This is a genomic window from Sorangium sp. So ce693, from assembly GCF_051521375.1.
GTDB classification, from domain to species: domain Bacteria; phylum Myxococcota_A; class Polyangia; order Polyangiales; family Polyangiaceae; genus Sorangium; species Sorangium atrum.
This window is the reverse complement of record NZ_CP150347.1, coordinates 12,083,833-12,097,044: the sequence shown is the minus strand read 5'-3', so window position 1 is coordinate 12,097,044 and position 13,212 is coordinate 12,083,833. Positions and strand designations below refer to the sequence as shown.

11 protein-coding genes are annotated in these 13,212 nt (G+C 72.3%); 3 read left to right on the top strand and 8 right to left on the bottom strand.

The window, feature by feature from the left end; translation table 11 throughout:
- From WMF14_RS45130 to WMF14_RS45120, 3 genes are all read left to right on the top strand, one after another.
- The gene (locus WMF14_RS45130; RefSeq protein WP_437796716.1) at nt 1-705 is read left to right on the top strand and encodes a hypothetical protein; all 705 of its coding nucleotides are present in this window, start codon (nt 1-3) and stop codon (nt 703-705) included.
- 375 nt (nt 706-1,080) lie between these two features.
- Complete coding sequence (locus WMF14_RS45125; RefSeq protein ID WP_437796714.1) at nt 1,081-2,904, top strand: eCIS core domain-containing protein; 1,824 nt, start codon at nt 1,081-1,083, stop codon at nt 2,902-2,904.
- Between the two features lie 25 nt (nt 2,905-2,929).
- Nucleotides 2,930-5,080 carry an ATP-binding protein gene (locus WMF14_RS45120; RefSeq protein ID WP_437796712.1) on the top strand — a complete coding sequence of 717 codons (2,151 nt, stop codon included), beginning with the start codon at nt 2,930-2,932 and terminating at the stop codon, nt 5,078-5,080.
- Nucleotides 5,081-5,277: 197 nt separating this feature from the next.
- Here the strand turns inward: WMF14_RS45120 and WMF14_RS45115 are convergent, their stop codons facing one another.
- From WMF14_RS45115 to WMF14_RS45080, 8 genes are all read right to left on the bottom strand, one after another.
- Nucleotides 5,278-5,784: a hypothetical protein gene (locus WMF14_RS45115; protein ID WP_437796710.1), complete on the bottom strand. Its 507-nt coding sequence runs from the start codon at nt 5,782-5,784 to the stop codon at nt 5,278-5,280.
- The gene (locus WMF14_RS45110; protein ID WP_437796708.1) at nt 5,774-8,137 is read right to left on the bottom strand and encodes a glycosyltransferase; all 2,364 of its coding nucleotides are present in this window, start codon (nt 8,135-8,137) and stop codon (nt 5,774-5,776) included. The genes WMF14_RS45115 and WMF14_RS45110 overlap by 11 nt, the downstream gene beginning before the upstream one ends.
- Nucleotides 8,134-8,550, bottom strand: a complete 417-nt coding sequence (locus WMF14_RS45105) for a hypothetical protein (RefSeq protein ID WP_437796706.1) — start codon at nt 8,548-8,550, stop codon at nt 8,134-8,136. The genes WMF14_RS45110 and WMF14_RS45105 overlap by 4 nt, the downstream gene beginning before the upstream one ends.
- A 14-nt stretch (nt 8,551-8,564) precedes the next feature.
- Nucleotides 8,565-9,074 (bottom strand): hypothetical protein, encoded by a 510-nt coding sequence (locus WMF14_RS45100; protein ID WP_437796704.1) that lies wholly within the window; start codon nt 9,072-9,074, stop codon nt 8,565-8,567.
- A 71-nt stretch (nt 9,075-9,145) separates the two neighbouring features.
- The gene (locus WMF14_RS45095; RefSeq protein WP_437796702.1) at nt 9,146-10,555 is read right to left on the bottom strand and encodes a hypothetical protein; all 1,410 of its coding nucleotides are present in this window, start codon (nt 10,553-10,555) and stop codon (nt 9,146-9,148) included.
- Between the two features lie 80 nt (nt 10,556-10,635).
- The gene (locus WMF14_RS45090; RefSeq protein WP_272096004.1) at nt 10,636-11,121 is read right to left on the bottom strand and encodes a DUF4150 domain-containing protein; all 486 of its coding nucleotides are present in this window, start codon (nt 11,119-11,121) and stop codon (nt 10,636-10,638) included.
- Between the two features lie 12 nt (nt 11,122-11,133).
- On the bottom strand, nt 11,134-12,195 hold the full coding sequence (locus WMF14_RS45085; protein ID WP_437796700.1) for a hypothetical protein: 1,062 nt from the start codon (nt 12,193-12,195) through the stop codon (nt 11,134-11,136).
- A complete protein-coding gene (locus WMF14_RS45080) occupies nt 12,192-13,211 on the bottom strand; it encodes a DUF2169 family type VI secretion system accessory protein (protein ID WP_437796698.1) in 1,020 nt (339 codons plus the stop codon). Before WMF14_RS45080 ends, WMF14_RS45085 begins: the two co-directional genes overlap by 4 nt.
- Nucleotide 13,212: the final 1 nt, after the last annotated feature.

The following is a 13,212-nucleotide window of genomic DNA, read 5'->3' as shown; positions in this document are numbered from 1 at the left end:
GTGATGGTACAAAGCGCGTCGATGGGGAGGGCGGCGTGGGGGACGCACTGCGCGTGGACGCTCGTTATCGCGGGCAGCGCGCTGTCGTTCGCGTGCGGACAAGCGCGCGAACGCACGCCACCTGGGGCGCGGCCGCCGGAGCCGTGCACGCTCGAGCGCGTGATCCCGGAGATGCTCTCCGGATCGGAGCCTGAGGCGCGCGGCGCAGCGCAGGAGCTCCGCGACGACGCGCGCCGCGGCGTCTGCGGCCATGCCTGCGCCGAGCAGACCCGCGCACGCATCCTCGACGCATCGAGGGCGCGGAGCCCGTTCGTCGCTGTCTGGACGGGCAACTTCACCGATGGATCCGGGCGGCGCTTCGCGGTGATCGGACGAGGCGCGGGGGACTCGTACCGCATTGCATGGCTCGAATATCGGCTCGCGAGCGGGTCCGACGCGCACTCCGACGCGCACTCCGACGCGCACTCCGACGCGCACAGCGCGCAGCGGGGCCTGAGCCACGAGCGGATCGTGGCGCGGGACTGCTCGACCCTCGTCGATCTCCGCGACGAATGCGGTCCGAGCGGCATGCACCGCCTTTGTCAGAGCGCGACCTCGAGCCGCGCCGAGGTCCTCGACCTCGGCTGCGTCACCGATACCGAGCGCGCGATCTGCGACCAGCCCATCGCCGGCCCGGAACCGGAACCGGAACCGGAGAAGGACTAGCGCATATCGCGCGTCGACATCGGTCTGATACGCTGTTACCGTATCTCCATGTTCGATGTCCGAGAGCTGGCTCGAGGAATGCAGCCCGCGATCGCGAATCGCGCGGTGCGCGCGCAGCCCCCCCTCTGGCGGGCGCCGTCTCCGGGAGCGACCCGAGGCGTGAGCGCGGCAGGGGTGGAGCCCGGGGCCATCTCCGCGGCCCCCGTATGCGGCGAATGCTCTCGACAGCGCTCCTCCTCGGCGGCGCCGCGCGGCGACACGCCCTCTCCGCGTGCGCCCGGGGGCGTCACGCTCGCGCGACGCTTCTCGGCTCCGCCGTCTCCCGCCAGCGAAGGCGCCGCGCGCGCGGTTCAACCGAAGCTGAGGGTGGGCTCCGTGGACGACCCGCTCGAGCACGAGGCGGATCGGCTCGCGGACGCGGTCATGCGGATGCCGGCGCCTGCCCGGGATCCGGCCGCGCCGCCCGCGCGCGGCGAGGGCGCCACGGCGGCGCCAGCGCCCGTCATCCGCCGCAAGTGCGGCGCATGCGCCGCGCACGAGGAGGAGCAGGACGGGGTCGTCCTGACCAAGCCGGACGCGCGCGGGCTGGCGGCCGCGGGCGCTGGCGCGGCAGCGGCGGCGGTCGCGGAGGGCGGAGCGCCGATGTCGCCCGGCGTCCGGAGCTTCTTCGAGCCACGCTTCCAGCACGATTTCTCGCGCGTGCGCATCCACGACCACGCGCGCGCGGCCGACGCGGCGGACGCGATCCACGCGCGCGCCTTCTCGCTCGGCGACGACATCGCCTTTGCGCGCGGTGAGTTCGCGCCGGCCACACACGAAGGAGCGAAGCTCCTCGCGCACGAGCTCGCGCACGTCGTCCAGCGACAAGGCGGCGCGGGCCGCGGCGTCATCACCCGCCAGGCGGCCCCGTTCCGACAGCGGAGGTTCCAGGATCGCTCGGGCGGTGGCACCACGGACTTCGTGGAGACCGTCCAGAGCGCGCCCACCCGGTCCGGGGACACCATCTCGGGCACTGTCCATCGGGAAGAGTTCGCGCCCGCGGTGGGGAGCACTCCGCAGCAGAGCATCAGCCAGGGCGATGTCGCCGTGCGATTCGACACGCAGACCTGCCAGATGACGCTCCCGTACAAGTTCAACTTCGTCCAGCAGGCGACATCGGGGACCCCGGGCATCTGCGAGGAGCCGGCCAGCACGACCGCGGTGCCCCCGCTCTCCGCCGCGCGGGTCCAGGAGATCGGGCGCGAGTACGTCGCCGCGGTCAACGCGGGACTGCGCGACCAGTTCACCGCGCGGATCACGGGGTGCGAGAACAACTGCGCCAACCGAGACATCGAGATCGTCCCCGCTGCGACGCTCGATGCCTCGAGCCCGAACACGACCGTGAACGTCGTCAATCGCGGCGGGCGCGGCGACGCCGGCACGATCTGCGCGCGGGCCATGAACACCGGGTTCGTTGTCCACGAGTCGGGCCACCAGATCCTCGGGATGGGGGACGAGTACCGCGAGGACGATCCCGCGGTGCGGCGGCGCGTCCCTCAGTGGGCGCGCGACGAGCGCGTGCGGACCGACCTGACGCAGCTGGGCGACCACCATAGTTACGGTCGCTTCGCGCAGTACAACGAGCGGCACTTCCGTTTTGCTGAGCTCTTTCTGGAGGCCGCGTTCCCCGGGTGCTCCGTCGCGCTCAACGGGATCACGCGGCGGTCGCCGGACTACCGGATCGAGCTCCTCGGCGGCGGTATGCTTTTTCCCGGGGGCAGCGCGATTGCGCTCGGTGGCGCCTTCACCGTCGGGCTTCCCCTTACGCGCCAACGCCAGCTCGAGCTGCGCCTCGGCGCGCAGGGCATTTATCTCTCGACCCTGGCCCCGCTCCATCGGGAAGCGCTCCTGCTCGGCGCGACGGCAGCGCTCGAGTGGCGCACATCGCCGGCGAACTTCGCCGCCACCTTCGGCCTCTTCGGGACCGGCGGTGTCTACCATCAGCTGCGCGACGAGATGACCGATCCGCGAGCGCCCGTGCCGGCGCGAACGTCCCCGTATGCCGAAGGCGGGCTCTCCATTGGCCTCACCTCGGGCATGGTCCCGAGCCTGCCCAACATCGACCTTCGGGTCGAGGGCGCGCTCGGCCACGAGATTCGGGACGACCCGGCGGCGATGCGCTGGTTCCGCTTCGGCGCAGCCCTGAACTTCACCTTCTGAGGCACGGATCCTCTCGAGCGCTTCGATGATCGCTTATTCCTCTTCGCGCGAGCACCTGCTCGCTGAGATCGATCGGATCGACGCCATCATCCGTCTGTGCGTCTGGCGCGCGCGCCAGGCGACCGGCTCCGCGGAGCTGCTCCAGACCACCGGGGGCGCGCTCGATGACCTCCTCTCCGGTCCCGGCGGGCTTCCGTCGTGGAGCTCGTCCCGCGCGGAGCCGACAGAGAAGTGGTCGAGCGGCTGGGACGCAATCTGCGCGGAGCTCCGCGAGCGACGCGAGGAATCGCTTCGATCCGGGGTCCCTCTCCGCTTCGTCGAGCTTTGCAGGCGCTTCGGCCTGACGCCGCTCGACGCCGACATCGTCCTCTTGTGCCTCGCCTCGGAGGTCGATCTTCGCTACGAGGAGGTCTTCGCGCTCCTCCAGGGCGATTCGACGCGTCGCCGCCTGAGCGTCGATCTGGCGTTGAACCTGCTTTCGAGCTCGCTGGAAGAGAAGCTCGACGCCGCCTCGCGCTTCTTCTCCGACGCGCCGCTCGTCCGCCACGCGATCGTGCGGCTGCTCGGGGACGACGGGCGCCTACACGCGCCGTGGTTGGCCTCCACCCTCAAGCTCGACGAGCGCATCGTGCGCCACCTCTTCGACTCCGACGAGGTCGACCCGTCGCTCGCGCCCTTTGTCCGTCGCGTCCGGCGCGCTCCCCGGCACGAGCCCGCGTTCGCGGCCGCGCGCGTCGACGAGCTCGCGCGTGAGCTCGCGCGCTGCGGCGGCGTCGCGCGGTCGCTCCTCGTGCACCTCCGCGAGCCATGCCACGGCGACGGCCTCGACGTCGCGAGCGCCGCGTGCGCGCGCGTCGGCCGCGAGGTGCTGGCCGTCGACGGCGAGCACCTCGCGGCGCTCCCGGATCCTCCGGCGGGGCCGCTGTCGCTGCTCCTGCGCGAGGCCGTCCTGCGCGGCGCGGCGCTCTTCCTCGGCGACGCTGGGGCCAGGATGCCGCGCATCCTCGAGGCGCTCGCCCGCGAGCTGCCGCAGCTGCCAGGGGGGCTCGCGGTCTTCGTGTCCCGCGACGCGCCGTGGGAGCCGGAGCCGTCGGAGCGCGTCGACTTCGTCGAGATCGACGTACCCATGCCGAACGGCGTGGAGCGCGCGGCGCTGTGGCGAGAGGCGCTGCCCGGCTTCGGCGCCGAGATCGACGCCGTCGCGGCCAAGTTTCGCTTCAGCGCCGCGCAGATCCGCGGCGCAGCCGCTGGCGCGAGGCGCCGCGCGCGCCTCCGAGGGGACGAGGACGCGCCCGCGGTGGACGACGTCTACGACGCGTGCCGCGGCCGCTCGAGCCACGCGGTCGACCAGCTCGCGCGGAGGATCCGCCCGCGTTATCGCTGGGATGATCTCGTGCTCGCGGAGGACGCGGTACGGCAGCTCCGCGAGATCTGCGATCGCGTGACCCACCGCGGCCGCGTGCTCGACGAGTGGGGCTTCGCGGGCAAGCTCTCGCTCGGTCGCGGGCTGAACGTCCTGTTCGCGGGCCCCTCCGGCACGGGCAAGACGATGGCCGCGGAGATCATCGCGGGCGCGCTGCGGCTCGATCTCTATCGCATCGATCTCTCCTCGGTGGTGAGCAAGTACATCGGCGAGACCGAGAAGAACCTGTCGCAGATCTTCGCGGCCGCCGAGACGAGCAACGCCATCCTCTTCTTCGACGAGGCGGACGCGCTCTTCGGGAAGCGCTCCGAGGTCAAGGACGCGCACGATCGGTATGCCAACATCGAGACGAGCTACCTGCTCCAGCGGATGGAGGAGTACGAAGGGATCACGATCCTCGCGACGAACCTGCGGAGGAACCTGGACGACGCATTCGCGCGCCGCATGGCGTTCGCGATCACGTTCCCGCTCCCGGAGGAGGAGGAGCGCCTCCGCATCTGGCGACAGGTCTGGCCCATCGATGCCCCGCGCGACGCGGAGCTCGATCTGGCGTTCATGGCGCGTCAGTTCAAGTTCTCGGGCGGCAACATCAAGAACATCGCGGTCGCCGCGGCCTTCCTCGCCGCGAGCGACGGCGGGATCGTCACCATGCGGCACCTGGTCCGCGCCACGAAGCGCGAGCTCCAGAAGCTAGGCCGCACGCCGGTGTCGAACGAGTTCGGGTCCTACTCCAACGACGACGCGGAATCATGACGGCGTGCAGCTCCGGGTCACGTCTCCTCCGAAGGAACCCCCGATGTCTTGTATCTCCGTCATCGAGCAAGGCCTCTCCGGACGGAGGACATCCTCGCTGTCCTACGGATGAACGCGAATGCCCAGGTCAGCAGCCCGCGCGGCCCCGAGGCGCACGCGCCGCGCGCTCGGTCACGACAGGCGTGCTCGCGCTCGGCTCACCCGGCCGCGACGCGCAGCACGTCGGACCGGAGGTGGAGAAACGACGCGTGCACATAGCGCACGAACGGCGCCTTCAGGCCGAAGAAGGCCGCCAGATCGACCTCGGCCGACGCGCGGAACATCCCCTGATCCAGCACGGGGGCCTCGGTGCGGAGCGCGCCTGTCGCGAGGCTCCGACAGGCGGGGGACGCCGACGCGGGGTGAATGGCGACCACGAGCGTGGCGGCCCACGGGGCGGCGGCGAGGCGCTCGCCCATGGAGCTCGGGTATCGGTAGCGAAGCGCGAGCACGGCGCCCCGCAGCGCGGCCTCGAGGACAGGCGCCCCGCCCGCCACGGCCGGTGCCGCCGGTGCCAGAGGAGCGGCCTTCCCCGCCGCAGGCGCGCCCCTCGCCCCCGCGATCGCGCCCGCCGCCCCGGGCGCGCCGCCGCACCCACCGAGCGCCACGAGGCCGGCCCCCGCGGTGACCTGCGCGATGAACGCGCGCCGCCCCTCACTCGCCATGCGACGGCCCCTGGAGCCTGCGCCTGCGCGCCTGCCCCACCAGCATCCGCGCCGGCGTGATGCGGCCCAGCGCCGCCGCGCTCTCCTCCGCCGTCGGCCGCACGGGGTGACCCGGCGGGAGCTCGGCGACCATGCTCTGCCACAGCGCGAGCGCCCGGTGCTGGTAGATCTGCGCCAGGCTCGATCGCGGCGAGAGGAAGCGCTGGCCGAGCACCATGGCCCTCTCCAGAAAGGCGATCGCCTCGTCGTCGCGGCCGTCGTTCAGGAGGTGGAGACCCTCGTTGTACCAGGGCATCGGATCCGCCGGATCCTCCTCGCGCATGCGCTGGTTCGCCTCCAGGTAGCGCGACAGCTTCTCTTCCATGACGCCGTCGTCCTTCAGGAAGCCGTAGTGCTGGATCTCCACGCCGGACGGGCGGACGACGAGCTCCGGGTGCCGGTCGAGGCTCGGCTGCACCGTCTCGTGGACGGCGCGCCCGTACCGGATCCTCGCGTCGTTGCGGAACAGCCGCACGGCGATCGTCATGACGGGCGGGCCGTCCTTCTGATGATTGGCGATCTCGAACGAATAGGCGTGGACGTCGAGGTCATCCATGAGCCGCACGACGCGCGGCAGATCCCAGTGCGCGAGCTCCTCGTCCGGGTCGAGGCTCAGGATCCAGGGCTGCGTGGCCATCTCCAGGCCTACGTTGCGCACCTCGGCCAGGTCCAGCCGGTCCGTCCGGTGGACGCGAATCCGATCGGTGAACCTCCGCGCGATCTCGACCGTCGCGTCGTCGCTGCCGTTGTCGACGATGCATATCTCGTCGACGAACGGCTCGAGGAACGCGAGGAACCGCTCCAGCCGCTCCGCCTCGTTCCTCGCGATGATGCAGAGCGATACGCCGGACGCGGGCGCATACCTGCGCAGCGTCACCGTGTTGCTCGCGAGATCGGCCAGCTCGGGGGGCGCGCCGGCGCGCGGCGGCGTGGACGGGTCCGGCCGCCCGTGGAGCGCGAGCCGCGCCTGCCGCGACGCCTCGGTGTCGTAGCCGAGCCGCCGCACGCGGACGTCGGTGAAGCGCCCGCACCCGTCCGGCATCTCGGGAATGCCGCCGCCGGGCAGGCCGCCCTCGACCCCCCGGGCGACCCGCAGGCCCGGCTCATTCCGGTACATGCGGTAGCCCGACATGGCCCCGAGCGCGCCGTCCGCCCGGAAGTACGTGCGCGTCGGCTCCCAGAACGTGTACCAGTGGAAGCCGAGCGCCTTGATGTGCGGATCGGCGAGCTGCATGAGGCGCTCGGCGCGCGCGCGGTCCATCTCGAACACCTCGTCGGCGTCGACCGCGATGATCCAGTCCGGGGAGAGCTCCGCCGCCATCTGCAGGGCGCGGTCGCGATCGCGCCGATCGTCCATGACCGACCGCAGCTCCGTCCGCTCGTACCTGGTCACGGCGGGGTGCGACCGCGCGATCGCCCCCGTCCCGTCCGTCGATCCGTCGTCGAGCACGACGATCGCGTCGGCGAACCGCGCTGTCGCGTCGAGGCTCTCGCGCAGCGTCGCCTCCGCGTCCCTGACGCGGTACGCGGCCACGAGCCGCGTCTTCCCGGCGCGGCGGGCGCGCCACTTCTCGAAGAAGAGGTCCGCGCCCCCGAGGCCGCCCTGCGCGCCCGGGAACGCCTTGCTCAGCGTTGCGCTCCCCTCGTGGTGCACGTACACGTCGCTCGCGATCATGCACTCGAAGCCGCGCTCCTGCGCCCGCAAGGCGAGGTCGGGGCCCTCGTGGCCCACCGGGAAGAAGCGCTCGTCGAGGCCGCCGATCTCGGCGTAGACCTCGCGGCGCATCATCAGGCAGAAGGTCGAGAGGGCGAACGACGGCGCCCACCGCCGGCGGAACGCCTCGCGGTGCTCGGCCGCGAGCTCGTTCAGCGCCTCCGGCTGGAACGGCGGCGGGTTCTGCACCTTCTGCGGGCCGCGCGCGCTGTTCGTCACGGGCCCGACAAGCCCGACGCGCCGCGCCCCGGGCACGGCCCGCGGCGCCTCCTCCATGCACTCTCGCAGCCCCTCCAGCCACCTCGGGGTCACCACGACATCGTTGTCGAGGAACACCAGGTACTCCCCGGCAGCGACCTCGAGTCCCCGGTTCGCGCCGCCGGCCAGGCCGAGGTTCTCGTCCAGGAAGATTGTCTTGGCGGCGTCCCCGAGCCGGCGCGCGACGTCGGTGAGGTAAGCGGGGGTGCCGTCCTCCGAGCCGTTGTCGACGAAGACCACCTCCGCGTCCGAGGGGAGCGTGCGCAGGAGGGCGTCCACACATCGCGCCGTGTACTGGAGGTTGTTCCACGTGACGACGATAACGGAATAAACAGGCGTCATCGGGCACCGGGCGGGGCCATGAGGCGAACCACGTTGGAGACGTACTGGCGATACGCCGCGTGCAGATAGAACGCCCCGACCCGGGGTGCCAGGACGATCTCGCACCGGAAGCTGCCCACGAGGTCCGCGCCCACATCGTCGATGTCGTCGGGGAAGACGAGCCTCGGCCCGAGCAGAGGCACCGTGACGCCGCCCTGCGCGGGGGCATAGATCAGCGTGAGAAAGACGCCGCGGAGCACCTCGGCGCGCTCGACCTCGATATCGACGGCGGGCACGCGCGAGCTGCCGTGGACGACGTGGACGAGGGCGCCGCCCTCGACGAGGGGCGGGCCCGGCTGGGCGAGGACGACGCCGGCGCCGGAGGTCGCGGGCGTCTCCGCGGTCAGGCCGAAAGAGACGGATCGGACGAGCATGGGTTCACCGCCGGTCAGAATTCGATGGCCTTCTTGTCGACGAGATCGATGCCTATCACGTTCGACACGTAGTTCTCGAGGACGAGGTACACATAGACGCTCGGCCGGTAACGGGGCACCGCCGCGGCGCAGGGGAAAGCGACGGTGACGTTGAGCCAGGCGCCCTGATACCCCTCGGACGCGAGGCTCCCGCGGCCCGGCATCGGCAGCGCGGGCTCGGCGAGCTGGTTCGGGCCGTCGCGCTCGCCTGCCGGGAACTCGATGAACGTGTTGCGCGCGAGCAGGGCGCCGCCGTCCGCCTGCTCGATGTCGTGGACGACGAGGACCATCGACTCCTCGACGTCACGGTAGCGGCTCGCGACGGCGTCCGGGAACAGGAACGACGCCGAGACGTCGAGCTCCACCGTGCCCGCCGCGAAGGACACCCGCGAGATCGCGAGTCGGATGGCCTCCTTGCCGGCCGCGATCTCGGGCGAGCCCGCGTGAGGGGCGAAGCCAAAGGGTGTCCGGGGTTCGATGTCCATGGGGTCCTCTCGACGTGGGTGCGGCGCGGGGCGCGGGGTCGAGGGAGCAGCGCGCCCCCCGCCCGCGAGGTTCAGCCAAAGTGGTTCCAGTTGCGGGAGGTCTGCGCCGGCGTATCGAGGCGCACGCGGCGGATGCGCGGGGCGCACACGGGGCAGAAGACGCCATCGTCGCGGTTGCTGTGGCCGGCGTGGTAGATGGTGCAGAGCCGCCCACCGAGCGCGGGCCACCAGTCGTACCGCTGGCCCGACGTGGTGGACGGGTCCGGCGTGAGGCCTGCGTTCGTGTTGCAGTGCGGGCCCTGCCCGCCGAACTGGTCGGTGTACCAGCGGGGGTTGGCGAGCTGCGTGGCGAGCGCCACGCCGGTCGCGCTGTACTGCGGCTCCTGCCGGACGGTCTGCCCGATGCCGTGCCCCATCTCGTGGACGAAGGTGCCGAGGACCGCCGTCTCGCTCCGGCCAGGGCCCGTGCACCCGACGACGCAGAAATTGCCCCAGCTATAGCCGTTGATCGAGCTCTTCCAGATGAACGAGAAGGTGAGGTTGTACGTGTTGCCCGGCGTGGCGAGGTGGGCCGTGAGGCCCGGCAGCGTGGTGAGGTTCCAGCTGACGCGATTCGGCGACCCGAGCGTGAAGTTGAAGTACGCCCGCACGTCGGTGGCGCCGGCCGCCGGCCACGACGCCTGCGCCGTCCACATGAAGTTGTTGCCGTTCGTGGGGTCGCGCCACACGGTGCGGAACGTGGTGATGCTCCCGACCGCGTTGTTCGCCGTGGGGAACGCGCGCCGCTCCAGCTGCGTGTAATAGCAGTTCGGCACCAGCAGGAAGGCCATGTGAAGCGGCTTGTCGGTCAGCGTGCCTCCCCCGGGGGGAGCGCCGCCGACGCGCAGGTTGAGCAGCGCGTTCGGGCCGCCGTTCATGAACGGCCAGTCGAAGGTCGGCGAGCTGACCGCCTGCTGCGACAGGCTCTGGAAGTCGACGCGGGCCGAGTCCACGGTCGCGAGCGCCGGGAAGACCGCCCTGCGCTCCAGCTCGATGAAGTGCCGCGCGAACTCGCCCACGAACCGCGGATCGATGTTGTTGTACGTGGCGAGCGTCTGCGCTCCGGAGTACCAGACCGTATAATAGAGCTTTCGCCACGTCTGGAACTCATCGGTGGCGAGGAACTGCGCCCGCTGCCCGTCGCGCGACGCCTTGATCGTGTACTTGTCGCCGCCGATGTGCGTGAACGTGAGCGTGTTGTCGAAGTGGTGCCCAGCGCCGACCGTCACCCCCGGGGCCGCGCCGTGCGCGAGCCTCGTGCGCTCGGTCAGCGACTGGAAGGCGAGGCTCTCGTTGCCCGGGTCGGGCTCGATCCACCAGTCCACGCGATCGCCGGGCGCGACGTTGGGCACCTGGTTGGGCGTGACGCGCAGCTGCCGCACAGGACCGTTCACGCCGGTCGCGGCGACAGGGAGGTTCACGTATTGCTTGATCGTCGGCATGCGAGAGCTCCAGGACGAATCAGCGGGGAGTCCGGTCCATCAGCGCGGCGCGGGTCGAGGCTCGCTCCGCGGCCGCCCCCTCAGAACACCTCGATCTTGTCGACGCCCCAGTCCTTGGGGTTCTCGGGCGCGGGCGGGGGCTCCTCCATGACGATGACGATGAGCGGCGGCTGGATGACCGGCGTGGGCGGGGTGTTCTTGCTGTTGTGGAGCATGAGATCGAGCGCGCGGGCGCAGCCTTTCCCCTCGACCTTGACGTCGAACGAGTAGCTGATGAACTCGGCCTTGTTCATGTTCACGCCGGAGGCGACGCCCCCGTTCGTGCCCGCCTCGTCGCCGCTGCTGCGCGAGAAGTTGCTGTCCTGATGGCAGAGCGGGTTGCCGTCGGCCTTGACGTTCTTCGCGGTGCTCGCGGCGTCGGACGACATGGCGATGTTGGGATAGGGGACGGGGACCGGCGGGGCGGGCGGCGCGGGGGTGAGGCACACGTCCGGGAAGGCGATGGTCATTCCATTGCTCGCCGCGTGGACGACCGTGCGTGAGTTGACTCCTACGGTGACAGGCATATCGCTCCTCCTTCACGCCCTCTTCGCTGCAGCCGAGACGAGGCACACGGCGGCGCGCGTCCCGTCGCCGGAGCCCGCGAAGAGCGCGGCGCGCCCCGCGGGGGACGCGCCTCGCTCGAACGATCGCACGCACGCGGCCGCGAGGCATCCGCCGGTCGCGGCGCCGACGTCGCCGTAGCCGTCGGCGGGGTGCCACAGCGCCCGCACGCCCCCGAGGAGCGCCGGCGCGCGGACGCGCGCGAGCCCCCACTCCTTGGCCCGGTAGCTCTCGCCGTTGAGATCGCAGAGGACCCACGCGGGCGGGCCGCCCGCGGCGCACGCGGCGGCGAGCGCCGCGGCGAGCGCCGCGCCCGAGGGGGGATCGCCGCTCTCGACGGTCTGGGGCTCCTGGCCGACGCCCGAGCCCTCGATCTCGGCCAGGATGGGGGCGCCGCGGGCCTCGGCGCGGCGGCGGTGCTCGACGAGCAGCGCGGCCGCGGCCTCGCCCGGGATGAACCCGTCGAGGTTGCGGCGGCTCTTGAGGCGCCGCGCGTGGTCGAGCGCCTCGAGCAGCCCCACGTCGACCAGGGCGTCGGCGCCGGCCACGATCCAGGGCGTGCCGGGGTCGGCCTCGACGGCGCGCGCCGCGTGGGCCAGGCCGAGGAGCATGGCGGCGTGCCCGTCGGGGGCGAGGAGGCCGCGGGTCACGGCGTCGACCCCGGCGGCGTCCGCGAGCCTCTCCCGGAAGGCGTCGCGCAGCTCGTGGTGGTGCGCGGAGGGGCCGGGCGAGGGGCGCGCGAGGAAGAACGAGGCGTCCTCCAGGTCGGCGCGCGCGAGATCGGCGGAGGTCGCGAGGTCCTGGAGCGCCAGCGCGAGCAAGCGGACCGGGAGGTCGAGCGCGCGGGGGAGATCGGTGTACGCCGCGACCACGGAGAAGGGCTCCTCCGGGCGGGGCGGGTCGGCGGGGAGGCAGGGGTAGCTCGGCCACTCGCGGAAGCGCGTGAGGCGGGCGCGGACCGCAGCCGTTGTGGACGCGGTGGTGTCGCCGAGCGCGGTGACCATGCCGGCGGCGGTGATGACGGCTCCGGTGCTCATGCGGGCGCGGGCTCCACCTCGATGCGGCGCACGCGGAAGACATCGCGACCGATGGGCATGGCGCCCCGGTACACGAGCACGGCGCGGAGGTCGTCGGGCTCGAGGACCACGGTGTCGAGGACCAGCGGGAGCGGGCGGCGCTCGGAGTCGATCACGACCACGGCGCGAGGCGCCGCGGGGGGCAGCGAGAAGCGCTGCGGGCCGAGGGGGCTCAGATGCACGAGCTCGACCGGCTCGCCGCCGCGGAGGTGCGGCGTGGCCACGAGGCGCGGGTGCGCGCCCTGGTGGTAGCGAGGGTCGAAGGCGGCAGGCAGGAACGGCGACGGCGCAGGGGGCGGCGACCCGGCGGGGGGCGGCGACGAAGGGTCGGGCGCCGTGGCGGCGTAGCGCAGGCGCGGCTGCCAGCTGCGCCCGATGAAGCCGAGGCCGACGGGCTCGGGGCGATCGTCCGGCGAGCGGAGCGGCTTCCTGGGATCTTCGAGGTTCGGCATGGCGAGCGGCGCGGGGTCGACGAGCGAGCGGCGCGCCCGGAACCCGCGTCCGACGGGGTTGCGCGGCTCGACCTCGTGGTCGGCGGGGGACTCGGCGGACTCGTCGCGCCCGCCGAACGCGCGCTCGTACACGAGCGGCATCCGCTCGAAGGGCGCGGGGGACGCGGGGCGGGCCCAGGTGCGGTCGCCGAAGACGGCGATGGTCGTGCGGACCGGGCCGACGCGCACGGAGACCTGGACCTCGGCGTCGCGGCGGCCGGGCGGGTACGCGTGGCCGAGGACGACGACGTCCGTGCCGACCTTGTGCGGCGCGAGATCGCTCTCGTAGCGGACGCTCGAGAGGCCCGGCTCGCCGTGGAAGGCGTCGGCGTGCTGGAGCGGCACCTGCTCGGCCGCGGGCGCGAGGCGGCCGCCGGCGTGGATGGCGAGCGTCGCCTTGACGAGGACGACGAGCACCTCGGCGCCGGCGGCATCGACGTGGACGATGCGCTCGGCGACGAAGGGGGTTCGGTTGCGGAGGTCCATG